The 25,978-nt window shown below is 62.4% G+C and carries 26 protein-coding genes and 1 tRNA gene; 6 read left to right on the forward strand and 21 right to left on the reverse strand.

Annotated features, from left to right (window positions below):
* Window positions 1-2: 2 nt before the first annotated feature.
* Window positions 3-557, reverse strand: a complete 555-nt coding sequence (locus G8767_RS07195; protein ID WP_095969294.1) for a nucleosidase — start codon at window positions 555-557, stop codon at window positions 3-5.
* 68 nt (window positions 558-625) lie between these two features.
* On the opposite strand from G8767_RS07195, the gene nadE reads away from it, so the two are divergent.
* Window positions 626-1,450: an ammonia-dependent NAD(+) synthetase gene (gene nadE, locus G8767_RS07200; protein ID WP_166809712.1), complete on the forward strand. Its 825-nt coding sequence runs from the start codon at window positions 626-628 to the stop codon at window positions 1,448-1,450.
* Between the two features lie 25 nt (window positions 1,451-1,475).
* Here the strand turns inward: nadE and G8767_RS07205 are convergent, their stop codons facing one another.
* The 3 genes from G8767_RS07205 to moaA form a co-directional block, all read right to left on the reverse strand.
* The gene (locus tag G8767_RS07205) at window positions 1,476-2,231 is read right to left on the reverse strand and encodes a hypothetical protein (protein ID WP_166809713.1); all 756 of its coding nucleotides are present in this window, start codon (window positions 2,229-2,231) and stop codon (window positions 1,476-1,478) included.
* A 314-nt stretch (window positions 2,232-2,545) separates the two neighbouring features.
* On the reverse strand, window positions 2,546-2,803 hold the full coding sequence (locus G8767_RS07210) for a MoaD/ThiS family protein (protein ID WP_003944706.1): 258 nt from the start codon (window positions 2,801-2,803) through the stop codon (window positions 2,546-2,548).
* A complete protein-coding gene (moaA, locus tag G8767_RS07215; RefSeq protein WP_020969279.1) occupies window positions 2,796-3,854 on the reverse strand; it encodes a GTP 3',8-cyclase MoaA in 1,059 nt (352 codons plus the stop codon). Before moaA ends, G8767_RS07210 begins: the two co-directional genes overlap by 8 nt.
* A gap of 111 nt (window positions 3,855-3,965) precedes the next feature.
* On the opposite strand from moaA, the gene glp reads away from it, so the two are divergent.
* The 4 genes from glp to G8767_RS07235 all read left to right on the forward strand — a co-directional run bounded on the left by glp (window position 3,966) and on the right by G8767_RS07235 (window position 8,257).
* Window positions 3,966-5,168, forward strand: a complete 1,203-nt coding sequence (gene glp / locus G8767_RS07220; protein WP_166809714.1) for a gephyrin-like molybdotransferase Glp — start codon at window positions 3,966-3,968, stop codon at window positions 5,166-5,168.
* A gap of 28 nt (window positions 5,169-5,196) precedes the next feature.
* Window positions 5,197-6,183, forward strand: a complete 987-nt coding sequence (gene moaCB / locus G8767_RS07225) for a bifunctional molybdenum cofactor biosynthesis protein MoaC/MoaB (protein WP_166809715.1) — start codon at window positions 5,197-5,199, stop codon at window positions 6,181-6,183.
* Window positions 6,176-6,589 (forward strand): molybdenum cofactor biosynthesis protein MoaE, encoded by a 414-nt coding sequence (locus G8767_RS07230; protein ID WP_166809716.1) that lies wholly within the window; start codon window positions 6,176-6,178, stop codon window positions 6,587-6,589. Before moaCB ends, G8767_RS07230 begins: the two co-directional genes overlap by 8 nt.
* Window positions 6,590-6,817: 228 nt before the next feature.
* The gene (locus tag G8767_RS07235; RefSeq protein WP_042450056.1) at window positions 6,818-8,257 is read left to right on the forward strand and encodes a DEAD/DEAH box helicase; all 1,440 of its coding nucleotides are present in this window, start codon (window positions 6,818-6,820) and stop codon (window positions 8,255-8,257) included.
* Between the two features lie 15 nt (window positions 8,258-8,272).
* Here G8767_RS07235 and bluB read toward each other — a convergent pair whose 3' ends face one another.
* The 3 genes from bluB to G8767_RS07250 all read right to left on the reverse strand — a co-directional run bounded on the left by bluB (window position 8,273) and on the right by G8767_RS07250 (window position 10,641).
* Complete coding sequence (gene bluB / locus G8767_RS07240) at window positions 8,273-8,902, reverse strand: 5,6-dimethylbenzimidazole synthase (RefSeq protein ID WP_166809717.1); 630 nt, start codon at window positions 8,900-8,902, stop codon at window positions 8,273-8,275.
* Window positions 8,899-9,957, reverse strand: coding sequence for a GTP-binding protein (locus G8767_RS07245; protein ID WP_166809718.1), 1,059 nt, complete (start codon window positions 9,955-9,957; stop codon window positions 8,899-8,901). The genes bluB and G8767_RS07245 overlap by 4 nt, the downstream gene beginning before the upstream one ends.
* 81 nt (window positions 9,958-10,038) lie before the next feature.
* On the reverse strand, window positions 10,039-10,641 hold the full coding sequence (locus tag G8767_RS07250) for a lipocalin family protein (protein ID WP_095969166.1): 603 nt from the start codon (window positions 10,639-10,641) through the stop codon (window positions 10,039-10,041).
* 178 nt (window positions 10,642-10,819) lie between these two features.
* Here G8767_RS07250 and G8767_RS07255 point away from each other — a divergent pair, with 178 nt between their 5' ends.
* Entirely contained in the window at window positions 10,820-13,354 is a 2,535-nt protein-coding gene (locus G8767_RS07255; protein WP_166809719.1) for an alpha/beta fold hydrolase, read from the forward strand.
* A 10-nt stretch (window positions 13,355-13,364) separates the two neighbouring features.
* On the opposite strand, the gene G8767_RS07260 is transcribed toward G8767_RS07255, so the two are convergent.
* The 14 genes from G8767_RS07260 to G8767_RS07325 all read right to left on the reverse strand — a co-directional run bounded on the left by G8767_RS07260 (window position 13,365) and on the right by G8767_RS07325 (window position 25,957).
* Entirely contained in the window at window positions 13,365-14,480 is a 1,116-nt protein-coding gene (locus tag G8767_RS07260) for an FAD-dependent oxidoreductase (protein ID WP_166809720.1), read from the reverse strand.
* A 125-nt stretch (window positions 14,481-14,605) separates the two neighbouring features.
* Window positions 14,606-14,678: transfer RNA gene (locus G8767_RS07265), tRNA-Ala, on the reverse strand.
* A gap of 145 nt (window positions 14,679-14,823) precedes the next feature.
* Window positions 14,824-15,567: a DsbA family protein gene (locus tag G8767_RS07270; RefSeq protein WP_166809721.1), complete on the reverse strand. Its 744-nt coding sequence runs from the start codon at window positions 15,565-15,567 to the stop codon at window positions 14,824-14,826.
* Window positions 15,568-15,609: 42 nt separating this feature from the next.
* Window positions 15,610-16,098, reverse strand: a complete 489-nt coding sequence (locus G8767_RS07275) for a MauE/DoxX family redox-associated membrane protein (RefSeq protein ID WP_095969162.1) — start codon at window positions 16,096-16,098, stop codon at window positions 15,610-15,612.
* A 25-nt stretch (window positions 16,099-16,123) separates the two neighbouring features.
* Window positions 16,124-17,377 carry an MFS transporter gene (locus tag G8767_RS07280; protein ID WP_124566358.1) on the reverse strand — a complete coding sequence of 418 codons (1,254 nt, stop codon included), beginning with the start codon at window positions 17,375-17,377 and terminating at the stop codon, window positions 16,124-16,126.
* 42 nt (window positions 17,378-17,419) lie between these two features.
* Entirely contained in the window at window positions 17,420-19,057 is a 1,638-nt protein-coding gene (pgm, locus tag G8767_RS07285) for a phosphoglucomutase (alpha-D-glucose-1,6-bisphosphate-dependent) (RefSeq protein ID WP_095969160.1), read from the reverse strand.
* A 97-nt stretch (window positions 19,058-19,154) separates the two neighbouring features.
* Window positions 19,155-19,499, reverse strand: coding sequence for a fluoride efflux transporter CrcB (gene crcB, locus G8767_RS07290; protein WP_095969159.1), 345 nt, complete (start codon window positions 19,497-19,499; stop codon window positions 19,155-19,157).
* Entirely contained in the window at window positions 19,496-19,873 is a 378-nt protein-coding gene (locus tag G8767_RS07295; RefSeq protein ID WP_166809722.1) for a CrcB family protein, read from the reverse strand. Before G8767_RS07295 ends, crcB begins: the two co-directional genes overlap by 4 nt.
* Before the next feature lie 23 nt (window positions 19,874-19,896).
* Window positions 19,897-20,700, reverse strand: coding sequence for a DUF1295 domain-containing protein (locus G8767_RS07300; RefSeq protein WP_166809723.1), 804 nt, complete (start codon window positions 20,698-20,700; stop codon window positions 19,897-19,899).
* Window positions 20,697-22,013: a cyclopropane-fatty-acyl-phospholipid synthase family protein gene (locus tag G8767_RS07305; protein WP_166809724.1), complete on the reverse strand. Its 1,317-nt coding sequence runs from the start codon at window positions 22,011-22,013 to the stop codon at window positions 20,697-20,699. Before G8767_RS07305 ends, G8767_RS07300 begins: the two co-directional genes overlap by 4 nt.
* Window positions 22,010-23,299 (reverse strand): cyclopropane-fatty-acyl-phospholipid synthase family protein, encoded by a 1,290-nt coding sequence (locus G8767_RS07310; RefSeq protein WP_166809725.1) that lies wholly within the window; start codon window positions 23,297-23,299, stop codon window positions 22,010-22,012. Before G8767_RS07310 ends, G8767_RS07305 begins: the two co-directional genes overlap by 4 nt.
* On the reverse strand, window positions 23,296-24,051 hold the full coding sequence (locus G8767_RS07315; RefSeq protein WP_346842962.1) for a DUF1365 domain-containing protein: 756 nt from the start codon (window positions 24,049-24,051) through the stop codon (window positions 23,296-23,298). The genes G8767_RS07310 and G8767_RS07315 overlap by 4 nt, the downstream gene beginning before the upstream one ends.
* Entirely contained in the window at window positions 24,048-25,328 is a 1,281-nt protein-coding gene (locus G8767_RS07320) for an FAD-dependent oxidoreductase (RefSeq protein WP_166809726.1), read from the reverse strand. Before G8767_RS07320 ends, G8767_RS07315 begins: the two co-directional genes overlap by 4 nt.
* Complete coding sequence (locus G8767_RS07325; protein WP_166809727.1) at window positions 25,325-25,957, reverse strand: alpha/beta fold hydrolase; 633 nt, start codon at window positions 25,955-25,957, stop codon at window positions 25,325-25,327. Before G8767_RS07325 ends, G8767_RS07320 begins: the two co-directional genes overlap by 4 nt.
* Window positions 25,958-25,978 lie beyond the last annotated feature (21 nt).

The following is a 25,978-nucleotide window of genomic DNA, read 5'->3' on the forward strand; positions in this document are numbered from 1 at the left end:
GATCAGACGTTGTTCACCAGCCAGCGTCCCAATTCGCGGGCGCTGGCATCGATCATCGCGGGCCAGTCCAGGGCCGAGTCGTCCGCATGGTCGCTGACGTGTTTGACGAGCCGGCAGGTGGCACCCGCGGCCTGCGCGGCGAAGGCGATGGCAAAACCCTCCATGTCGACCAGATCGGCTCGCTGAGCGAGGGCGTCCCGGGTCGCAGCGTCGGCAATGAATGCGTCGCCGGTCGCCAGCACGGAGTCGTCTCCGTCGGCGAGCACCAAACGGTCCGCGACGTCGTGCCCCAGCGCTCGGATCGCGGTGCTGCTGATGTCGTGATTGATGACGACGCCGGGAACATAGAGGCCGCCGTGGTGCGCGTGCAGCGCACCGGCGGTCCCGATGTTGACGACCAGTGGCAGATCTTCCCGCTCGTACCGAGCCAGAGCAGAGGCGACTGCTGTTGCAGCACTGACCTTTCCAATACCTGTGATCAGCAGTTCGTATCCTTGCGGCACATAGGCCGCTTCCGACTTCGTCGCACTGACCACCAGAACGTTGTTCGCACTCATGTGCGCGACCGTACCGCCCACGTTGTGGTGGCACTGCGCGCGCCTGCTCACATCGCTAGAGTCCATTCATGGCCACACTGCGTGAAAGCATCATCGAAGAACTCGGCGCAAAGCCGACAATCGACGCCGCAGCGGAGGTTCGCGCGCGAGTCCAGTTCCTGAAGGACTACGTGCGCTCGACCCCCGCCAAAGGATTCGTTCTGGGAATCAGCGGCGGTCAGGACAGCACGCTCGCCGGCGCCCTCGCCCAACGTGCGGTCACCGAACTCCGCGAAGAAGGCCACGAGGCCGAGTTCGTCGCTGTTCGACTCCCCTACGGTGCTCAGGCCGACGAGTCCGATGCTCAGATCGCACTCGGATTCATCAAGCCGGACCGCTCTCTCACGGTCAACGTCAAGCCAGGTGCCGACGCCACCGCCCGTGAGGCCTCCGAGGCGTTGGGGAACGGTGAACTGCGCGACTTCGTCCGCGGCAACATCAAGGCGCGCGAACGAATGGTCATTCAGTATGCGATTGCCGGTCAGCTCGGCTACCTGGTAATCGGTACCGACCATGCTGCGGAGGCGATCACCGGCTTCTTCACGAAATTCGGTGACGGCGGCGTCGACATCACGCCGCTCACCGGCCTGAGCAAACGTCAGGGCGCTGCGCTCCTGCAGGAATTGGGCGCACCCGAGAGCACGTGGCGCAAGGTGCCGACCGCCGACCTCGAGGACGACCGGCCCGCACTGCCCGACGAAGTTGCCCTCGGCGTCACGTACTCCCAGATAGACGACTACCTCGAAGGAAAGGACGTTTCCTCCGAGGTAGCCGAAAAGCTCGAGAAGATGTTCACCAACACTCGTCACAAGCGCACGGTGCCGGTCACACCACTCGATGACTGGTGGAAGTAACTCCTACCAGTACTTTTACCAGCGACTAGCTACCGAACAGGCTGCCGAAGACGTCGCCCAGCGAACCTGTTCCCGAAGCCGGATCCTTCTTCGCGAAGTTGGTGGTGCATCCGTTGAACTGCACTGCATCGACCAGCGTCGACGTGGCGGCGGAACCGGTGCCCACACTGACGCCGTAGTGGTCGACCACCGCGTTCGGGTTCGCGGCGACGATGTCTGCCAACGGAACGGACACGCGATCCTTGGCACCGTCGATGTTCTGAGTGCTCCACCACACCCCCTTCTGGAGATCCGCGTGAACGCCGCCGTCAGCCGTCGGCGTCGCGTCGGGTCCCGGGACCCACACCAGGGTGGTGAATCCGTTCTCGAACCTTCCGCCGGTGGTTCCGGTGAGGCGGAGCTGGAACGCCGCAGTCGGCGTGGCGGCGCGCTCGGCAAAGCCGATCGCCTTGCCGACTGCGTCGGACAGCTTGATACCGCCGGCCGAATGGTAGGAAACCGAACGATCGCCGGTACCGTCGACGGCCAGCTTCAGTGAACCGTCCTTGTCGAGAACGTTGTCGGCCGAGTACGACGCGGTCTGATCCTTCTCGTCGGTGAACGGGATGCCCCACCCGTTCGGCGTCGCTTCGGTGGACAGGGTCGAGCACGAGGCTTCCGGCGCAGAAGAGCCGAGAGAACCGGTGGACGGAAGCGCAGTAGCAATTGCCGGAGCGGTGAGTGCAGCTGCCCCGAGGAGCGCTACGACGACTCCGACACGGCGCGTGGAATTAATCGACATTGAAATACCTTTCACATATCTCGAGTGGAATTGCGCCAAAATTAACACATGTCGACAATTACCAACAGCGAAGGTATTTCTTTTGTCATCCAAACAGATGACAATTCACCTTGGCAATTAGAAGTGCATTCGCTCCCCCAAAAGTAGGAGAAACTAAACAAAACGACCAATGCTGGACAATTGACCAACAATGGAGAGCACGGAGATAGATGCCACTCGAGCTGGAGTGATCAAGATATAAATATTTGGACCGGAAAACCGAAAAAGGACAATACGTCGGCAGCCCACAAATAGCTACGCCGGCAATTCTCGGACTAGCCTCCAGCGAAAGGCGGAAGAATATCGACAGCGCTACCGGAGGCTCGAGAGACGTCGCGGGTCAACTCGTCACCGACGAGGAAAGCCGAGACCGACAGCACTCGCTCCATCTCCGGTCCGTATCGCCCGACCAAGACCGCCACCAACTCGGCAAGTGTGTTGTCGGGCGAAATGGCGACTACCTCGCTACGGCAACCGGATACATCCGCTGCAGCAGCAAAGTAACGAACCGAGATCGAATGCGGATCAGCCACCGATCGCTCCCATACTTCTTTCCGGCGGAACGAAGTCCGCGGCGTCGATGCCGTGCCCTGCCCACTTGTTCCACATCGCACCGCGCCACAAATCCGCAAGTTCGTCGTCACTTGCTCCGGCCCTGAGCGCGGCACGCAGATCAACTTCACGGTCACTGAACAAACATGACCGAATTGTCCCCTCTGCAGTCATTCGCGTCCGATCGCAATCACTGCAGAACGAGCGCGTCACCGAAGCGATGATCCCCACCGTCATTTCAGTCCCGTTGACACGCCATTCTTCAGCAGGAGCCGACGGGTCTTCGCGACCGATTGCGGCCAATTCGAAACGGTCACTCAATACCGACAGCAATTCAGCCGCAGTCACCATGTTCTCGCGCGCCCAAGCATGGTCTGCATCGAGAGGCATTTGTTCGATGAACCGCAATTCGACTCCGGCGTCGAGGCACCACTGTAAAAGGTCCGCCGCGCCGTGGAGCGTTTCGCGCATGAGAACGGCATTTACCTTGAGCGGCGCCAGGCCAGCCACCGCGGCCGCTCGGATTCCCGCGAGAACCGAAGGCAACCTGTCTCGACGCGTCAATTCCGCGAAGTGGGCGCGATCAACCGAATCCAGGGAAACATTGACGCGGGTCAAACCAGCTGCAGCCAGCTTTGCGGCACGATGTTCGAGCCCAACGGCGTTGGTGGTCATGGCAAGTGGAATTCCTGGCACGCGCGCGGCGCACCCAGCGATGATCTTTTCGAGGTCACTACGCATCAGCGGTTCGCCGCCGGTGAACCTCACCTCGCGAATACCGACTCGTTCGACACCGATTCCGACTACTCGAACGATCTCGTCGGCACTCAGAAGGTCTTCCGCAGCGATGGCCGGCAAGCCTTCCTCCGGCATGCAATAGGTGCAACGAAGTGAACACTTCTCGGTGATCGAGACTCGCAGATCTCTGGCAACACGCCCGAACCTGTCGACCAGGAGATCCGTCTCGGGACGACCGGCGAGGGAGGCAGCGTCAAACCGCACGGTGGGAATTCCCATCGAGACCACTGTCATCACTTCACCAACTTCCGTATTGCTCCAGTATGACCGAAAGCCGTACTCCGTGTGTCGGACGGACCACACCGCCTAGGATCAAAACATGTCGAGGTTGTCGAGGTTACTGTCATGAGCGCGCGTTCGGTCGAGGAACACGCTGCGCACATCTCCGGATTGCTCACCGGCCTGCACACCCTCTCTCCGTCGGCGGTTCCGACGGCAGAAGCGTTGGGGCGCATAACGTGCTCGGATATCGCATCGCCGGTGGACCTGCCCCTCTTCCGCAACTCACAGATGGACGGATATGCGGTCGATGCTGCTTCTGTGGCCTCGGTTCCGACCACACTGACGGTTCGAGGCGTGATCGCCGCTGGAAGCGGAAAACCACCGAAACACCTTCCAGGATCGGCATTTCGCATCATGACCGGTGCGCCGCTCCCCGAGGGTGCCGACGCCGTCGTTCCCGTCGAGGACACGACGGGCGTCACCGAACACGTGGTCACCATCGAACGGGGCAGGTCTGTAGGCGAATTCGTTCGCGAGCGTGGCAGCGACATCACTGCCGGAATGCTACTGGTCACGGCCGGAACACACTTGGAACCTCGCCATATCGCCGCGCTGAGCGCTGTGGGCCTGGCCTCGCTCGACACGTACACGAAGCCACGGGTCGCGATAATTACGACGGGCGCCGAACTGAAAAGTGCCGGAACAACTCTCGAACCCGGCGAGATCTACGATTCCAACGGACCAGCTTTGGCAACATTGGCCGAAGCCAACGGCGCCGATGTCGTATCCGTCGCCCGAAGCAGCGACGACCCGGCCGAGTTCCGCGAATTACTCTCGTACGCAACCTCGGTCGCCGATCTGGTTTTCACCTCCGGTGGGGTGTCCATGGGGGACTTCGAGGTGGTGAAGGAAACTCTCACCCCTCTGGGTGCACACTTCGGCCACGTCGCAATGCAACCTGGTGGCCCGCAAGGCACCGCCGTGGTGAACGAAGTGCCGGTACTGAGTTTCCCGGGCAACCCGGTCAGCACGATGGTCTCGTTCGAGGTCTTCGCCCGCGGCGAACTGCGCCGGGCCGCGGGTCTGCCCGAGATCCCGCGCGAACGGCTGCCACTGACTGCACCGCTACGTTCGGTGGATGGCAAGCGCCAGTTCCTGCGCGCGCGTAGAACTGCGGACGGTATCGAACTCGTGGCCGGACCCGGCTCGCACCTCGTTGCAGCAATGGCGTGGGCCGACGTCCTGATCGACGTCCCCGCTGCCGTGACCGAACTCGGAGCGGGCGATCTCGTCGATGTCCTCCCGCTCTCGGCTTCCTCGATTTGATTCACTCGATCTGATTCAAAGGACACTCATGACCGAATTGACACACGTCGACAGCGAAGGCCGAGCGCGCATGGTCGACGTCAGCGCCAAGGCCGAGACGACGCGCATCGCCGTCGCTGCCGGTGAACTCGTCACGACCGCCGAGGTAGTTCGCCTCGTCCGCGCCGACGGCATGCCCAAGGCCGATGTCCTCACCACCGCGCGCATTGCCGGAATCGCCGGTGCAAAAAAGACGTCAGAGCTGATCCCGTTGTGTCATCAGCTCGCGCTTTCGTCGGTCAAGGTGGAATTCGGGTTCACCGAAACCTCGATCACCGTCGAAGCGACGGCAAAGACTCGCGGACAGACCGGCGTCGAGATGGAAGCACTCACCGCCGTCGCGGTAGCCGGCCTGACCTTGCACGACATGGTCAAAGCGGTCGATCCCGGAGCCACTATGAACGGTGTTCGCCTGCTCACCAAAGACGGTGGTAAACACGGACATTGGACCCGCGACACTCAGAACTCACAGACATCTCCGGCGCACGCCTTCACCTCGCCACGATCCGCAACCGTGCTGGTCGCTTCGACCGGTGGCGCGAACGGCACCAGACCCGACACCACCGGTCCGACGATCGCAGCCTGGCTACGCGAGCGGGACTTCGAGGTGCGTGGACCGCTTGTGTACGCCGACGCGGACATCGCAGCGGGCATTGCGGACGCAAAAGAGGGCTCCCCGTCGCTGGTCATCAGTACCGGCGGCACCGGCGCTTCCCCCACGGATGCAACGCCGGAAGCTACCCGGGCAGTCTTGACCCGTGAGTTGCCCGGGGTCGCAGAAGCTATCCGAACGAAGGGCCTCGAAAAGACCCCACACGCGTCACTGAGCCGTGGTGTGGCAGGTCTCACAGGCACGACGGTCATAGTCAATCTTCCGGGTTCTCCCGGTGGAGTGAAGGACGGTCTCACCGTCCTCGAACCCATCATCGATCACCTGCTCGCGCAGGTCGCAGGCGGAGGAGCACACGATGAGTGAGCTACTGGCTCGGATCTCCGAGCAACCGATTCACGCAGACACCGTCGACGCCGCCGTTGCCGGCCCGAAGAACGGTGCTGTTGTGGTGTTCACCGGGACGGTACGCAATCACGATGGCGGTCAAGCGGTTTCAGCGTTGGAGTACCAAGCCCATCCGGATGCCGAACGCTTCCTCCAGACGTGCTGCCAAGAGGTTGCCACCTCGACCGGCCTGCCGGTTGCCGCGATCCATCGCGTCGGACACCTCGAGATCGGCGACCTCGCACTGGTGGCCGCCGTCGCCGCCCCGCACCGAGCGGAGGCATTTGCCGCGTGCGCCGAACTGGTCGAGCGCATCAAGCACGAGGTACCGATCTGGAAGCGCCAACACTTCGCGAACGGCGTCTCCGAATGGGTCGGGTTGTAGGTCGAACACTCCGGGAAGGTAGAGTTGCGATCACTAGGTGCCCGAAATCGGGCATCCAGCGTCGTAGAACGCAAAATTTCTTGCTGAGTGCTCAACGCACCCGCTCTTCTTACGGCGAAGAAGCCTGCCGACCGGCAGCGCCGCCACCACTGTGCTTGATTGTTCGACCGGTTCATTCCCGTGTCGGCATCCGGGCACGAACACGTGCCCGAAAGGCTCTGAACACACTTGTCTGACATCTCTACGCCCGCTACCACCTTCGCAGCCCTCGGCGTGCGCGCACCGCTGGTGAAAGCTCTCGAAGACGGCGGAATCACTTCTCCGTTCCCGATCCAGATCGACACCCTCCCCGACACTCTCTCGGGGCGCGACGTCCTGGGTCGTGGAAAGACCGGAAGCGGTAAGACGCTCGCGTTCTCCATCCCCATGGTCTCCCGCCTCGCCGGCGAACTGTCCGGAGGAAAGCGTCGTCCGGGTCGACCGCTCGGCTTGGTGCTCGCACCCACACGTGAGCTCGCCACCCAGATCACCGCAACCCTCGAACCGTTGGCCGCGGCATACGACTTGCGCGTGACGACGATCTTCGGTGGCGTCTCGCAGCACCGCCAGGTTCAGGCCCTCAAGGCCGGAGTCGACATCGTCGTCGCCTGCCCCGGGCGCCTCGAAGACCTCATGAAGCAGAAATTCGTCAGCCTCGACGCCGTCGAGATCACCGTGCTCGACGAGGCCGACCACATGGCCGACCTCGGCTTCCTGCCCGTCGTCACCCGCATCCTCTCGTCCACGCCGCAGGACGGGCAGCGTCTACTGTTCTCGGCAACGCTGGACAACGGCGTCGACAAGCTCGTCAAGCGTTTCCTCAAGAACGAGGTCATGCATTCGGTCGACGAGGCCAACTCCCCCGTCGCCGCGATGACGCACCACGTGTTCGACGTCGACGGCGTCGAAGCGAAGAAGGCTCTGGTCGAGAAGCTCGCTTCCGGTACCGGTCGTCGCATCCTGTTCATGCGCACCAAGCATCAGGCTCGTAAGTTGGCTCGACAGCTCACCGAGTCGGGTATCCCGTCCGTCGACCTGCACGGTAACCTCTCGCAGGCCGCTCGCGACCGAAACCTGGCAGCATTCTCCGCCGGTGAAGCACGCGTCCTCGTCGCCACCGACGTCGCAGCACGCGGCGTCCACGTCGACGACGTCGAACTGGTCGTCCACGTCGATCCGCCCGCCGAGCACAAGGCGTACCTGCACCGCAGTGGTCGCACCGCTCGCGCTGGCAGCGCCGGCGACGTGGTCACCGTGGTCCTGCCCGAGCAGCGTAAGGATCTCGCGATCCTCATGCGGAAGGCAGCCATCAAGGTGACACCGGTTCGTTCGACTGCCAACTCCGAGCACGTCGTCAAGTTGGTCGGCGACATCGCTCCGCACGTCACACCCGCTCCGAAGGCTCCGGCCCAGCCGAACGGTGGACGCGGACAGCGTCCCGCCGGCCAGGGTGGACGCGGCGGCGCAGCACGGTCGGGTCAGGCTCGCTCCGGACAGGGCGGTCAGTCACGCGGCGCTCGCACCGGCGGAGCTGCCCGTCAGGAACATGCAGGCGGCGGCGCTCGCCGTCCCCGCACGGGCGGCGGCGCTCGCACCGCAGGCTCCACCGGTGGCCGCCCCGCTCGCTAGGCCGCCCCACACAACTCAATAGGTTTCGTAATGGACAGCGTCGGCCAATGGCCGGCGCTGTCGCCATCCGAAACGCTCGAGATCCGGAACCTGTTGAAACTCAGTCACCTTCCCGACGCACAGCCACGCAATGGGGCGAACGGGTGACGGAATGCGCATGAGTTCGGTGAGGTACTTCTCGTCGTAGAACGAGACCCAGCCGATTCCGATCTCTTCGGCTACCGCAGCGAGCCACAAATTCTGAATTGCGAGTACCGCCGAGAACAGTCCGGTGTCGTCGACGGTGTGGCGGCCGAGGATGTTGGGGCCACCGCGTGCCGGGTCGTAAGTGACGACGATGCCGGTACCGCTCTCGGCGATTCCCTCGATCTTGATGGGGTCGAACGTCGAGCGGCGATCCTCGGGCAAAGACTGCGCGAAATTCAGCCGGGCTTCGGCGACGTGTGCCGCGAAGGTGTCGAGCGTCTCCGGATTCCGAACGACGACAAAATCCCACGGCTGCGTGTTTCCCACGCTCGGCGCGCGATGAGCGGCGTCGAGAATGCGCATCAGAGTTTCGTCGGGGACGATCTCTCCCGAGAACTCGGCGCGAACGTCTCGGCGTCGCCGAATCGCTTCGTACACGGATACAGCTGATTCACTCACGCCCCGACGGTATAGCGGTGCAATCCCAGCATGGCGTCGGGGTGCGGTTCGACCGTTTCTTCGCGCACGCAGTTGCGGAGCGCGCTGCCGACCGCTCCCGAGTCCATCCCGGTGCCGATCACAACCAGTTGCGTGGTTCGAGGCTCGCCGGACTTCCACCGCAGCGGCGTGATCCGAACATGATCACCCACCGATTGGATCTCGAATTTCCCTGTGTAACCAGGAATCTCGAAGTTCACGAATCCCTTGATGCGGTACACGCCAGGCGGTTGATTCTCGAGGAAATGCGTCAGGGCCCTGGCGTCGAGAGCCGCCTCCGATGTGAAATCAACCGACTCGTAACGGTGGTGCAGGTGATCGTGATGACACGAGCCGTCTTCGTGCCCGTGCTCGTGCTCGCGCTCGTCACGCAGGAGTTCATCCAGGCTCAATTGGTCGCCCGGAGCCGGAGGGGTCACCTCTCCGGTATCGAACAGCAGAGCAGGGTCTACCCGCGAATGTGATGTTTCCACAATCGGCGCTCGCGGGTTCAACTCACGGATTCCGACCGTGAATCGCTCGCGCTCGGAGACCGGAACGCTGTCGATCTTGTTGACTACCACCAGGTCTGCCAGACGGACATGTTGATCGAGTTCGGGATGCTCGCTGCGAACGGTGGAAAAATTGGCTCCGTCGACCACCACCACCAGGCCGCCGTAGACGACGGACGGGTTCTCACTTCCGAGGACGAGTCGAATCATGTTCCGCGGCTCGGCCAACCCGCTGGCCTCGATGACAATCACGTCGATCCCGGATTGCCGGTGCGCCAGCTTGTTCAGCATCTCGTCCATGTCGGAGACGTCGACAGCGCAGCACAGACAGCCGTTGCTGAGAGAGACCATCGAATCGACTTGACCGGCGACCATCATCGAATCGATGTTGACGGAGCCGAAGTCGTTGACGATCACGCCGATGCGTACGCCGTCGTTGTTGCGCAGAAGATGGTTGAGCAGCGTCGTCTTGCCCGAACCGAGAAAGCCTGCGACGACAATTACGGGAATCTGCTTCTTCGCCACCACACAACCTTCCGAAACCACACCTACCGATCAATGATCGTAGTGGAGTGTGGCTTCGGAAGGCTCACGCTGACGGCAGGCTCACACCGTGCAGAGCGGACGGATGTCCGACGCACCCTCGGTGGTCGGTGACGTCAAGATCGTGCACGCGTTGTAACCACGGGATTCGGCGACCCGGCGGATCTCGCTCCAGCCTGCCGCGTCGACAATCGGGGACCGTGACAGCACGAACCCGGAAAGCCGGAGTGGATCACCCACCAGTGCCCACGAATAGTCGTCGGCGATGTACGTGACGATGTAGTTCGGCGGACCGTCCAAGCTTTCCTGAGTGGGCACCCCCGGGAAGCTCACATGCAACTGAGCACCCGTTGCTGGATCGGTAACTCGGGCATTCCCGACGATCTCGTTGGCTTCACCGGTCCACGTCGTACACGTGTTCTTCACGCTCACGTTCGAGGAATCGACCAGCCCGTAACTCGCCCGGGTGTCCTTCGCGCACGCGAGGTTGAACGGCTGAGGAATCGCCGCCACCTGGTTCCACTCCCCTACGTAGCGCGCGGCGTCCAGATTCGGCACCGGCTGCAGGGGCTCCCAGAGTGGGTCCGCCTGCGCGGTTCCCGAAAACATCGTTACTGCGGCACACACTCCCGCAATCGCAATCGCACTTCGCCCCGACCACTTCATGTCACTGCTCCTCGTCTGCGCAACGCTCGATCGGCATTGGTTCCTCAAAGTATTCGGAGCAGTCGGCCTGAAGGATGGGGACGTATGGAAAACTACTTTCGGTTTGTTATGGACCTCTTTCACAAACCTTATGTAGTCTTTGCTAAAAGATAGCTGAAAGTCGGACGGAGCTACTGTGATGAAGGTTGTCGACTTAGGTCTAGAACGCACTCGCTATGCAGTCATCGACGAGACGATCGAGTCGAGGTGGCGCAGAGTCACCTCGATGCAGCACGACGCCGTTGCCGTCGTGACTCCGCGCGACCGAATCACTTTCGCCGAACTCGAACTTCGAACCGACGCTTTGGTCCGCGAACTTCGGTTGCGCGGGTCACAGGGGGCCTGCCCGGTTGCAGTCGATCTCGAACCAACCGCCGAATCGGTGCCCGCCATCCTCGCTACTCTGATTTCCGGCCGACCGTTGGTGATGATCGACCCACAACTCCCCGACGCCAGGCGCGCACACATCATGAGCACCTCAGGGGCCGTCGCGCTGCAATCGATCCTCGACGAATCAGCGGCGACCGGATTCCGTTTCGACAACGCGCTCGAACCGTCCAGTTCCGACCCTGCCATGATCGCGTTCACGTCAGGCACCAGTGGGACGCCCAAGGGAGTCGTCCTGAGCCACTCCATGTGCCTGAACAAGGCCGACGAACTTGCCGCGGCAATCGACCTGCGACCCGACGATCACATCGGGAACCTGCTGCCCGTCAGTTTCGGCGCCGGAATCACGGCACTGATCATGGGGCTGATGAACGGAGTCACGGTCTTCTGCTGGGATCCACGTATCGACGGCGTCTCGGGCATCGACGACTGGCTGATCGAGAATTCGATCACGACTGCGCACTGTGCACCATCCTTTCTTCGGGTGTGGTCGGATCTCGAAGGCGAGGAAGCAAAAGAAGATTCGATCGGTTCCCTCCGCGTCGTCGTGACGTACGGAGAAGCAGTCCACGGCGAAGACTATGCGCGCCATCGCAGTCACGGCTTCGCTCGCGTCACGTTCGTCAACTGGCTGGCCACCACCGAGACAGGTGTCATCGCATACAACGAGTTCCCGCCACATTCCGAACTACCCGCCGGAGTGGTTCCGGCCGGACGGGCCCGCGACGGCAAGGACGTACAGATCGTCGACGTGAACGGCGTGCCTCTCCCCGACGGAGAGATCGGCGAGATACAGGTTGTCTCGACCGATCTTGCCGACGGTTACCACAACGACCCCGAGCGCACTGCAACACGATTCACTCGTCTCGGCGACGGAGTCGGTATCTACCGGACCGGTGACCGAGGCCGTATCGACGAACGCGGCGAACTACAACTCCGAGGACGCGTCGACGACGCCGTCAAGATTCGGGGATACCTGGTAGAGCCGACGGAGGTCGAGTCGCACATTCGTCGAATTCCCGGCATCGCCGATGTTTTCGTGGGTGCAGTTCTCGAGAATGATCGACCGGAGATCGTTGCGTACGTAGTCCAGAACAAAGCCGTGATGGCACGGTCGGGCGCCGAGATGCGGCGCGAATTGGCGAGAAATCTGCCGGCCTGGATGCTTCCCCGACATTTTGTTCCGATGGCAGCGTTGCCCCGCAACGAGAGGGGAAAGGTCGATCGAACAACGCTGCCGTCCGTCGAGGTGCGTTCCACTCCACCGACTCTCGCCGGGCCCGCCGAATTGTGGCTGTCCTCGATCTGGGAGTCGATTCTCGGCATCGATTCCGTCGACCGTGAGGACGACTTCTTCGAACTCGGCGGAGATTCGCTCGCTTCCACCGAAGTGGTGGCAAAGATTCACGACATGTTCCGGATCCGGATCACGACGGCGGAGTTCGCGGCCGCGAGCACCGTCAAAGAACTTGCAGCGCTGGTAGATCGGTGCAGAATAGATCCCGATGATCGCGTCTGTCACAACACGATGGTTCCACTGAATCTCGAAGGGACTGGGCGACCGCTGTTCATCATGAACGGAGCGGGGTGCCCCTCGACGACCCTGTCCACCCTGGCGAAAGCGCTCCACACCGATCGCCCGGTCTACGCACTTCAGCCACACGGCTTCGAATCTCGCGGACTGCCCGATCGGTCGGTGAAAGCAAGCGCACGCCGTTTCATATTCGAAATCAAGAAGATCCAGCCCACCGGGCCATACCTCCTGGCCGGCTACTCGTACGGCGGCTACGTGGCGCTGGAAATGGCAACACAGCTGTCCGAATCAGGTGACACCGTCGAGCACGTCACCGTTCTCGACACCAGAATCTCCACCGAAACTGCCACCCGACTGGCCACCCGAGCCGGAATCAGTTTGGATCCGTCGATCGTCGACCTTGCCCCACAGCCATCCACCAATACCCGATGGAAGCCGGCCAGACGCACCGTCGCCGCTATGTGGATCCGCACACTCTTCGCCGGCATTCTGCAGTACCCGCCGGCCACCCAGTGGACTGTGTTCCTCTACATCGGAGGCCAGGCGCTCCGGAAGCATCGGATACGAGCATGCGCCGCGCCGGTCACGGTGATCCGTGGAGCCACCAACAACCGTGGACGCGAGATCTGGTCACTCATCGCCACGGGCTCACTCGATTTCGACGATGTCGACGCGTGTCACGAAGACGTCGTCCGTCAACCGTACGTCCGCAAGACTGCAGCGATCATCGATCGGGTCTGTGATCGAGCGTGACCAGCGCTGCTCATGTCCAGCTGTAGAAGAGAGAGCGGCGCGGGGTGACAGCCCAGTCGGTCGTCGACGAACAGACTCTTTCCTTGACGAATGCACCTGCCCTGCCTGCAATGAACATCCTCGTTGCCTCGTCGACGCGAGTCGTCCGCTGGAACACCCCGTGCCGCCTACCAAGACTGATGCACTTGCCTGCAAACTTCGGAGTCACCGGGCGCGGTGCGGAACCGTCGAGTCGATGCAGGATCGTTTCTGCCGCATGAACTCCCAAGGGGATCGCGGCCTGACAACTCATTCTCAGTGAGTTCTCACCGACTGTGACCGCATCACCCGCACCGACGATGTCGGGATGGGACGGGCATTCGAGTCGGTCGTTCAGTTTCAGGCGACCGAGATCGTCGACGGGGAGGCCACTTCGACGGGCTAGCTCCGGGACACCGAATTCTGTTGCGAGAATCGTGCACTCCGCCTCCACCCGCATGCCACCCGCGAGCTCGCACGACGAACCGTCGATCCGCGTCACCCGCGATTCGCTGACGATATCGACCCCGAGATCGGTCAACGTTCTGAGAATTGCCGATCGCGCACGCTCGGACAGGTCCGGGGCCACGATTCCACCCGTCACCAAAGTGATTCGGTTACTTCGCTGCTCAGCCAATTCTGCGGCTGTCTCGATTCCGGTGAGACCGCCGCCGACAACGCAGATGGCAGCCTTCTCGTCGAGGGTCGACAGCCTGGATTCGAGTCGGGTCGCGTCCTCGAATTCGGCGACGCTGTACCCATGCTCTGCCGCCCCGACGATCGTGCTGGGCAACTGCCTACTTCCGACTGCGTAGACCAAGTAGTCGTAGTCGAGCACGATGCCGTTGTCGAGGGTAAGCCTGCTGACCGCGGCGTCGATGTCCGTCACCGTTCCGAATACTCGGTGTGCCGAATGCGGTAATGCGCTGTCGAACGAGACCGTCGCGTCGTAGCCAGCTGCGATCATCTGATGGAGCCTGATTCTTTGCACGAAGTGTGGGCGCGGATTCACGACGCTCACCGTGATGTCCGACCGAGTTCGCAGCAGTCGCTTCGCTGCCATGACGCCCGCATATCCTGCCCCGATTATCACCACGTGTGCACTCATGGTTCTCCGTTCCGCCGACGGTCCCCATGCCGAGAATGCACGGGATGATCAAGCCTCATCGCGGACAGTATTGCGCACGAAACAACAAATGCTCTGCACCGATTGGTGCAGAGCAATTGTTCGGGTGGAGCTAAGGGGACTCGAACCCCTGACCCCCACACTGCCAGTGTGGTGCGCTACCAGCTGCGCCATAGCCCCGTATTCAATTCACTCTAACAGTCGAACTCGCAGCGGCTTTACTGCTTTCCGCTTGCTGGAAGAAAGTTACACCACTTGACTCCTGGGCAACAAATCGCCTGGTCAGAGCGAGGCGGCCGCTCCTCGTCGGAGCGGCCGCTTCCGCTCAGGAGGAGAGCTTGGAAACCCAGTCGCTGCTGCCCGTGTCAACGATCTTGCCGTTCGCCACGACCGTGGGGGTGCCGTTGGACCCGACATCCTTGAGCGCCTGGCTGGCGGCTGCGGCGTTGGCCGCGGCGGCTTCGACGTTGGTACCGGAAGAGATGCAGGTTGCCACGTCGTCGGATGCGCCCGCATCACGAGCGATCTGGGCGAGTTCGTCGTTGGTGTCGTCGCTGCTGCCACCCTCGGCAGGCTGCGTGTCGGTAGCGAAGAGCTTCGTGTGGAATGCGGAGTACGCGATTGCGTCGCCACTCTGAGCGACGCACAGCAGCGCCGCGCCGGCCCGGGTGGAGTAGTCACCGCTGCCCGACGCCCGGTTGAGGAAGTTCAGCATGTGGTAACGAACAGCGACGTCACCGTTGTCGACGGCGGCCGCGAGAGCCTGGCCACTGAGGTGCTCGAGCGCAGCGCAGGCCGGGCACAGCGGATCCTCGAAGAGATCGATGGTCGTCGCGGCGGAGGGCTTGCCGAGCAGCACCACGCCGTTGTCCTGCACCGTGACGGCAACTTCGGAATTCTGCACGGAGCCGTAGCCGTCGTTCTGCGGCTTGTTCTTGCTGTTCGTCCACAAGACACCGCCGATGACGAGGGCCGCGATCACGAGCACCGCGAGGCCACCGATGATGTAGGTGGAGCGGCTCGAGACCGGTTCCGGCGAATATTTGTTCTTGCTGCTCTTGGTGCTCACGCTGATGCAGTCCTTCGTGCGTCGAAACGATTTACCGATTGCTTACCTTGCCACTGAAGACTGAGTATCCACTGAGAACGGCGCACGTGATCCCGGCCCCAATGCGAGCGGCGAACGCGGGAACACGAGCAGCCAGACGGCAAGTGCCAAGAAGCCCAGGTCCCGGAGAATCTCCTTCAGATAGTCCCAAGCGCCGACGTCGGCTGCACCTCCGCCGCCGAAACATCCGCAGTCGATGGACAATCCTCTGGCCCACACCGAAATGATCACCGCAATGAGAACCGTCAAAATCACCACCGAGACTGCGGCGGATACTCGCACCGCCAGCCCGACGAGAATGAGCAGACCAAGGACTATTTCGACGAGGGGAAGCGCCGTTGCCACCGGACCGACCAGTGACTCGGGCAAGAGTTGATAGGCACGCACCGCGATCTTCGTCTGCACGGGATCAAGGAATTTGAGCCCCCCGGAAATCAGCCAGACGGCCGCCAAACCCAATCGGGCTACAAGACTCACGATACGAATTGCCACCCGATCGAGAGTACAGAATGCCCGGTCAGTCCAGGTTTGTCCGCGCAGGAGTATCCGTCAGCGCCGTCACATCGGTCAGATCTTCGACGACGGACTCGACAGGCTTCGTTCGCGACGGGACGAACAACCAACCCGTCGCCGACACGACGACTACGGCCCCCATCACGGCGAATGCTGCCGAGTACGACACATGCTGAGCGATCAGACCGGCACAAATCGGTGCCACTACGCCGCCGATGTCCGACATCATCTGGAATACCGCCAGAACGGGTCCGCCGCGGGCCGTCGACCCGACGACATCGGCAACCGCTGCCTGCTGAGCCGGGCTCATGAGCCCGGAGCCGACGCCCGTCACAGCAGCGATGGCAAAGAACAGCACGAGGTTGTCCGTGAATCCCATTGCGATGGTTCCCAGACCACAAATGAGCAGACCGCTCACGACGAAGGGCTTACGCCCGAAGCGGTCCGAAAGTCGTCCGGAAACGATCAACACCAACGCATTTCCGACGGCAAAGATCGTGAGAGCGTAGGCGGCAATCGACGGGTCCCGGTCGAGGAATTCGACGACGAACAGGGGAACCATGGCAACGCGAACTCCGAAGATCACGCCGCCGAAAGCGAGATTCGATCCGAGGGCGGCCCGGTACACCGGCGACTGGAGGCCTTCGGTGAGAGTCATCGACTTCACATCGACGGCCTTGTCCGGTGACGCCAGGTGCGACCCGCGCAGGCTCACGAAGACCACGAGCGCGGCGATCACCAGCGCAATCGCGTAGATGATGAACGGCATCCGCAGACCGAACTGCAACAGCGCGCCACCGACCAGCGGGCCGCCGATCGAACCCATGAGAAAGCTTGTCGCGTACAGGCCGGACACGCGTCCACGGCTGTCCGGTGGTGACATGCGAATGATCAATCCGAGGGCCGACACGGTGAACATGGTCGACCCGATGCCGCCCAAAGACCGGAACAGCAGAAGTTGCCAGTACTCCCCCGCGAAGGCGCACGCACCGGTCGACACCGCGACGATCAGAAGGCCGACGATGTAGACCGGCCGTTCACCGAGCTTTTGTACCAAAGTGCCGCTCATCGGCGCGAACACCAGTCGCATGAATGCGAAAGACGAGATCACGATCGTGGCGGCGGTGACCGATACGTCAAAGCTGCGCGCGAACTGCGGTAGCGCCGGAGCGACCAATCCGAATCCGAGGGCGATGACGAAGCTGGCGGCGACCAGTACCCAAATTTCCTGTGGCAGCTTGGCTGCACGAGTTTTCATGTCGCCCGGGATTCTAGCCGGGCGACACGAACGCTCCGCGAGCTAGTTCGCCTTCAAGACGCCGGACACCAAGTCCTTGGCCGCTGCCTGAACCTGCGCCAGATGATCGGCACCCTTCATCGACTCGGCATAGATCTTGTACACGTCCTCCGTGCCGGACGGCCTCGCTGCAAACCATGCACTCTCCGTCGTCACCTTGAGACCACCGATCGCCGCGCCGTTTCCAGGCGCCGCGGTCAGTGTCGCCGTGATCGGTTCACCCGCCAGTTCGGTCGCACTCACCTGATCGGGAGACAGTTTTGCCAAGACTGCCTTCTGTGCGCGTGTCGCCGGCGCATCGATCCGTGCGTAGGCCGGGCTCCCGAACTTCTCAGCCAACGCGTCGTAGTGCGCCGACGGAGACTTTCCTGTCACCGCCGTAATTTCCGACGCGAGCAACGCCAGGATGATGCCGTCCTTGTCCGTCGTCCAGACCGAACCGTCATGGCGGAGGAAGGACGCTCCGGCGCTTTCCTCGCCGCCGAATCCCACAGACCCGTCGAGCAGACCGGGAACGAACCACTTGAAACCGACTGGAACCTCGAGCAATTCGCGGCCCAAACTGCTGACCACGCGATCGATCATCGAGGAACTCACGAGTGTCTTGCCCACCTTGGTGTCTGCACCCCACCCTGGTCGGTTCGCGAACAGATACTCGATGGCAACCGCGAGATAGTGATTCGGGTTCATCAAACCGCCGTCGGGCGTGACGATGCCGTGGCGGTCGGAGTCTGCGTCGTTTCCGGTCGCGATGTCGTAGCGATCCCGAATCCCGATCAGCGAGGCCATCGCGTCGGGCGACGAGCAATCCATGCGAATCTTGCCGTCGGTGTCGAGCGTCATGAACCGCCAGGTCGGATCGACGAGAGGGTTCACCACTTCGAGATCGAGTCGATGAGTTTCGGCAATCGCGCCCCAGTAGTCGACGCTTGCACCGCCGAGTGGGTCTGCACCGATCCGGATTCCGGCGTCGCGGATCGCATCGAGGTTGAGGACCGAGGGAAGGTCTTCGACGTAGTAGCGAAGGAAGTCGTAGCGTTCGACGCGGTCCAGTGCCTGCGCCGCCGTGACACGCCGTACCCCGGAAAGCCCCTTGCGCAGTAGCTCGTTCGCTCGATCGGCGATAACCGACGTCGCATCCGTGTCCGCGGGCCCACCGTGTGGCGGGTTGTATTTGAAGCCACCGTCGCGCGGCGGGTTGTGCGAAGGCGTCACGACGATGCCGTCGGCCTTGGCTTCCGGCCCCGTCGAGTTGTATCGCAAGATCGCGTGGCTCACAGCGGGGGTGGGCGTGTAGGCGTCGCGTGAGTCGACCAGCACGACGACGTCGTTGGCGACGAGGACTTCCAACGCGGACAGCCAGGCGGGTTCGGACAGCGCATGTGTGTCCCGGCCGATGAACAGCGGCCCGTCGATACCTTGCGAGGCGCGGTACTCGACGATCGCCTGGGTCGTGGCCAGGATGTGGGCTTCGTTGAAGGCGGAATCGAGGCTGGAACCGCGATGTCCGGAGGTGCCGAAAAGTACCTGCTGCATCGGGTTCTCGGGATCCGGGGTGCGCGTGTAATACGCGGAAACCAGATGAGGAACGTCGATCAGATCCTCTGGCAGAGCCACTTGTCCTGCTCGTTCGTGCGCCACGAATCCCCCTCGGCCCGGTGGTCGACCACTGTGTCGACGCGACTGTGGACAATTGTCTACCCTGGCTGCGTGGCGTGCACGCTCGGCGCCGGATCGGTCAATCCGTGATCTGGATCCCCACCCACGCAGCGGACAAGCCGACGATGAGACTGACGACGATGTAGATCAGCGAAAGCGTCGTCTGGCGCCGCTCGACCATGCCCACGTTCTCCGTCGCGAAGGTCGAGTAGGTGGACAGGCCACCACAGAAGCCTGTCGCCAGGAGAGCGGCCATCTCGGTGGAAAGAGCTGCTCCGGTGAACAATCCGAGGAGGAAGCAGCCGATCACGTTCGCGGCGAACGTCGCAGCCGGGAATCCCTTGTACGCGGGCACATACCGCGCCAACAGGTACCGGCCACTCGCACCCGCGCCGCCGCCGAGCGCCACCAGGAGAACTGTCATGCCGACGCTCCGTCCCGCGTGCGGATCCAACGCTCACCGAGCCCTTTGCCCAATGCTGCGGCAAGGATCGCGGGGACAAGCGTCCCGAGTACATAGAGAATCGATCGCCATGGACTCTCCGTCACCGCGTGAACCGCAAATGACGAGAAGGTGGTGAACCCTCCGCAGAACCCGGTGCCGAGAAAGAGGTACCCAGCCTTGTTGTGCACGAGGAGGGCCGCGAGAACGCCGAGCACGAACGAGCCGACGACGTTGATGACCAGCGTCGTCCAGATGTGAGGAAAGAGCTCCCCCAAACCGTAGCGGCTGAGCGCACCCAACGCTCCACCGACGGCAACCGCGCCTACCGCAGCCGGCAGTTTCAGATCACCCATGCTCTGGCCTCACGCGAAAGAGCCTACGTCCCGGAGCGGGCTTTCGGCGGGCGAGGAATGAAGTAACTTGTCCGCTGCTGATACTCGCGATAGCCCGGACGCTGTTCCATGTGTCGCTCGAGCAACCGCGCTCCGGTGGCGAAGACCAGGAAGTACGTCATGGCGATCGGAGAGAGAACGGTCAACACCCCCGGCCACACGGAAGCCGAGACGAGGAAGATCCCCCACCAGACGCACGCGTCGCCGAAATAATTGGGATGCCGTGTCCACGCCCACAAACCTTGATCCATGATGTGGCCACGGCTGCCCGGATCGGATTTGAACTCCTCCATCTGTCGGTCGCCAACCGTCTCGAACGTGACGCCTACTATCCACAGCGCGATACCGAGTACGACAAGAAGTCCGAAGCTGCCGTTCGATACTGCCGCGACCTGGATCGGCAGGGAGACGAACCACAACGAAATACCCTGCGTGAGATAGATCTTGCGGAGCGCATACAGCGTTCGGCTACCCGTCGCTCGTCCGAGCATTTCTTCGTACCGCGGATCTTCACCCTTGCCTCGCGATCGGATCGCCATGTGCGTCGCCAACCGCAGACCCCAGATCGCCACCAGCGCAAGCATGAGCAACCGGCGCCAGAGGTCGCCGGTTCCAACTATCGCGGACACGAGCGCAATCAGAACGAAGCCGGCGCCCCACGACACGTCGACGACATTGTGGCGCCCGATCCGTACACCGATCGTCGCTGTCACTGCCATTCCGACGGCGATCGCCAGCAGACTCGTGAGCGTGACCACTCCGAATGCGCCCCAGTCGAATCCGTTCATCGCCGCGACACCCACTGCGGCCGAACCGAATCCATACCCGATCGACCGTCACCGTGCGGCCGGACCGACAGAATCTGATCGACGCCCATCCGGCCGTCCCGAAATGCCATTCCGCCGCCGACGAGGTAGAGGCGCCACACCCGAGCGACCTCGACGCCGACGAGATCCACGACGCGATCCCAGTTCGATTCGAAGGTCTCGATCCACGCGTCCACGGTCCGCACGTAGTGCTCACGCAGGGCGTGGACGTCACGGACTTCGAGTCCACCTTCCTCGATCATCGCAACGGTGCGGCCCACCGGTCTCATGTACATGTCCGGCGCGATGAACGACTCGATGAACGGGCCTCCCCCGGGATGCGCGCCGGTGCGTGACATCTGTTGAATCAGCACACGGCCACCGGCAATCACGTTGTCGTGGAGCGCTTTCACGTACGTCGGATAGTTGTCCTCCCCGACGTGCTCACCCATCTCGATCGACGCGACCGCATCGAAAGGACCGTCGGGAATCTCTCGATAATCTTGGAGCCGGATCTCGACCCAGTCTTCCAAACCGAGTGCGCGGATCTTCGCGTCGACAAAAGCCTTCTGCTCCGCCGAGATCGTGATACCTACGACCCGAGCCCCGTACTCCCGCGCCGCGTGCAGGCTCAGCGAGCCCCAGCCACAGCCGACATCGAGAAACCGCAAGCCTCGCGCTCGATCGAGACCGACCTTGCGGCACACCAGGTCCAGCTTGTCCGTCTGTGAATCTTCGAGTGTGTAGTCCGGTGCGTCGGAAGTCCAATAGCCCGAGGAGTAGGCCATGTTGTCATCGAGGATCAGTTGGTAGAAATCGTTCGACAAATCGTAGTGGTGCCCGATTGCCGCGCGGTCGCGCGCGAGACTGTGCAAGCGACCCTTCACCTGAGCCTGCGACGCCGGTGGAGCCAGAGGTCTCCCGAAAGCACCGAAGGACCGCGCAGCCTTGACTGCAGCCAGGACGAGCGACGGTGTGGGGGTGATCGACCCGAGTCCCCGCTCGGCAGCCACCTTCCACACATGCGTCAGCGCATCGCCGAGATCGCCTTCGACGTCGAGTTCACCGAGCACATATGCCTGCGCTGCCCCCAACTCGCCGGGATTCCAGAGCAAGCGTCGCAACACGTTCGGGCTGTAGAGCGTCACTTTCGGAGCATCGTCCGGACCTGCTGTGCTGCCGTCCCATGCAGTCAACCGCACCGGAAGTTCGCCGCCCACAAGTGGACTGAGGATGTCCGAGAGACGGCCCGCAACGCCGGTACCGTGCGTCGTTCGATCCATCGTGGCAGTCATCGCTGGTTCCTCCGATCGAGAACAATTTGCTGGACGTCGAGATAACCCGAGCGGAAACCCGCCTCGGAATAGCAGAGGTAGAAATGCCACATGCGCGCGAACACCGCATCGAATCCGAGCGCGGACGCCTCGTCGGTGCGAGCACTGAAACGCTCGTCCCACAGTCGCAACGTCTGCGCGTAGTGATCGCCCATCGACATCCGCTCACGCACCCGGAGGGTTGTCATGCGTTCTGTCACATCCTCGATCGCCCGCACCGACGGGAGAAATCCGCCGGGGAAGATGTACTTGTGCACCCAGGTGTAGGTGTTGCGGGTCGCGAGCATTCGATCGTGCGGCATGGTGATCGCTTGGATCGCTGCGCGTCCACCCGGCGCCAGCAGGGCGTCGATCGTCTGGAAGTAGCTTCCCCAGTACTGGTGGCCGACAGCCTCGATCATCTCGACCGATACAACGGCGTCGTACTCCCCCTGTACTTGCCGATAGTCGAGAAGATCGACCTGAACGCGGTCTGCCAGTCCCGCAGCGCTTATGCGTTTCGCTGCCAATTCCTGCTGTTCGACCGACAGTGTCACCGAGCGCACCGTTGCTCCGCGCTGGGCTGCTCGTATCGCCAATTCTCCCCAGCCTGTGCCGATTTCGAGCACTCGCGAACCTGGACCGACACCCGCGCCGTCCAGCAGGCGATCGATCTTCCGATGCTGCGCCGCTGCGAACACGTTCCACGACGGGGTACCTCCTACCGACAGATCCTCGAAGAGAGCACTGGAATACGTCATGGTGTCGTCGAGGAACAGCTCGAACATCTCGTTCGAGAGGTCGTAGTGCCTGGAGATGTTCGAGCGCGTGTTCTGCGTCGAATTCCGCTCACTGCGAGGCTGCTTCGGAATGTAGAGGCCTCGTAGCCGCTGCAGGAAGTCAGGAATCAGCGTCGCCACACGGGAGGCGAAGACTTCCAGGACCGCGGTGAGGTCGGAGGCTTCCCAATCGCCCGCCATGTACGACTCGCCGAATCCGATCAAACCACTGTCACCCACGCGAGCAGCGAAGTCGTCCGGGCGGTGAATGACCATCAACGGCGAATCGGGGCTACCGCCACCGGAGAACTCACCGTTGGGCATCTGGACGCGCAGTGGCAAACGCGCTACCGCCTTGTGGAACAGGGCGCGGGCAACCGGTGATGCAACCCGCACTTTGAGCCCGCTCGGCACTGTGGCGACGCCCGGCCACCGCTCGGTTTCGATCGTGTGAGCGGAAGGTTCGGTGCCGAGAGTGGTTGTGGTCATTGCACTGCCTCCTGCGGGTGATGTTGCGGTCGGGGAACGATGGGTAAGCGCCTGGCCCACAGCCGGATTCCTTGAAATCTGATCTGCGCGGCGACTCGGAGCGGAGCCAGCGGGATGGCGAGCCCACTGCGGACGATCTCGCGCGTCGTCGCCGGCACACAACGACCGGACACCGTGGCCACGAATGGAGCCTTGCCGTCACGGGCCAGAACTATCGAGAGCGCGAGCGCGGTGTCGGGTAGCGGAAGTCGCATCCGGTACTCGCCGTCCAGATCGTTGAACGGAGAGACGTAGAACTCTTTGGACGTGCGAGCCCCGCCACGTTCGTCGGTTTCGAGCAGGTAGCAGTGTCGCTCGCCGTAGGTGTTGTGAACCTCTGCCACGACGCACCGCTGACTGCCGTCGTCGTTCAGACACCAGAACACACTCAGCGGGTTGAACACATGGCCGAGAACACGTGCGTTCGCAAGCATGAGGATGCGGCCGCCTGCGAACTCCACCCCGTTGGCTGCCAGAAACGTCTCGACGTTGGCACGAATCGATCGAGTGGGGTCGCCCAGGTGATCCCCGGCGTCGAATGTCGCCAAGGGTCGCAGAGCCTTCGGGAGCTCGGGCAAATCGTCGACGTCGACGAGCCAGCTGTAGCTTCGGTACTCGAACTCGTTGTGCAACGGCTCCGTTCGTACGTGACGGATGCTCGTATGAACGATGGACGGCGTGATGGGTGTGGGCGGGGTCAGGGGTGTGGTCACGGCCACCGACCTCCGACGCGTTCGGCGGCGCGCAGGCCGGACAGTGCACCGTCCTCGTGGAAGCCCCATCCGTGGTACGCACCGGCAAACGCGAGCACGTCCGAGTCCAACTCGGGAAGCCGCGCTTGAGCGGCAACGGAGGTGGGTGTGTACTGCGGATGCTCGTAGGTCATCTGATCGATCACCGACTCCGGGGACACCATCTCGTCTCCCCCCAACGTCACTAGGTAGCGCCGACCGGTCTCCGGCAGCCGCTGCAACCTCGTCATGTCATAGCTGACCAGAACGTGATCTGGCTTCGCGTTGCATTCAGGGATGTAGTAGTTCCACGACGCGCGCGCATTGGTGTTGCCGGGCAGCACATTTTCGTCGGTGTGAAGTTGGGTGAGGTTGACGGAGTACGGCATTGCGCCGAGGACCTGGGATTCGGCAGGCGTCGGATCCGCCAAGATCTTCAGCGCTTGCTGCGGATGCGTTGCGACGACAACTGCGTCGAAGGTCTGGATCTGGTCGTCGCCGTCGCGGATGTCGACGCGATCGTCGAATCGGTGGATGGCGCGAACCGGCGTGTTCAGACGGATATCGCCGACGCTCTTGGCAACCAGGCGAACGTATTCGCCCGATCCACCGGTGACTGTTCGCCAGGTCGGCGATCCGGTGACGCTCAGCATTCCGTGGTGATCGAGGAACGAGAACAGGTATCGCGCGGGATATTTGAGCGCCGAGCCGGGATCACAGGACCAGACTGCCGACACGAGCGGAGTCATGAAGTGAGCGGTGAAGTAGTCGGAGAACCGTCCACTGCGCAGGAACACTCCCAGTGTCTGGTCGGGTGTCGACGGATCCGTGTTGTCGAGCAAGGCGCGGGCACGGCGATGAAAGCGCTTGACCTCCATCAACATCGACAGAAAACTGCCATTCACCAGCAGCCCCGGCGTCGGCAGAACGCCGCGCAACCCTTGGCCTCCCGAGTACTCGAGCCCGCAACCCCCACACCTGACCGACATACTCATATCCGATTCCTGCGTAGGCACATCGAGTTCTGCGAACAATCGCAACAATGTCGGGTAGGTGCGATCGTTGTGGACGATGAACCCCGTGTCGATGGCGAGGCTTCGCCCTTCCGGGTCGGTGACCGAATGGGTGTCCGCGTGCCCACCGAGCCGTGAATCCGCTTCGTAGAGGGTGACGTCACAGTCCTTACTCAGCACCCACGCCGCTGTCAGACCTGCGACCCCACTACCGACGACGGCCACCTTGCGCTTGTCCGAACTCATCGTCGTTCTCCCGTCTTCGTTGCGGTTACCCCGCGACTGATTTCTGCGACTGCCTCGGCGACGAGGCGATGCCAGGTCGCCACGCGGCGGAACATGAAGTGGCCTGCGCCGTCGATGCCGATCCATTCAGCGCACTTACCCGACTTCTGCAGTCCGTCAACTTTCCGACGAGACGCTGCCGGATCGGTCCATGAGTCGGCCGTGCCGTGGAGCACAACCAGTGGTGTGTCCGAACGCAGATTCACCGACGTTCCATCGGGCCACCACGGCGCCAGCGCAACCACACCGACCACCGCCGGATCGCCACACAGATCGGCGGCGACCCGCCCGCCCATCGAGTGCCCCAGCAAAATCACCTGAGCTTGTGAATTACGTTTCGTTATCGCGTCGAGTGCGGCGCGAGCGTCGGCGACCGGACTGCGCTCGGCACCATTCCAACCACGAACCCGATAGCGAGCCTGCACCGCTTTCACACCGGAGCGGCGAAGCTGAGCGGTGAACGGGCGCATCCGAAGGTTGGACAGATGCCAGGCCCTGGCCGGGCGATGGCTCGAGACCTTACCTCCAGGCAGCACGAGCACCACCAGGTGCTGGTCACCGTCCTGCTGTTGCCGTCGGTTGGGCGTCATGCATGGCATTCGGAGCCGAAA

Source organism: Rhodococcus sp. IC4_135 (assembly GCF_011602025.1).
Lineage (GTDB): Bacteria > Actinomycetota > Actinomycetes > Mycobacteriales > Mycobacteriaceae > Rhodococcus_F > Rhodococcus_F baikonurensis.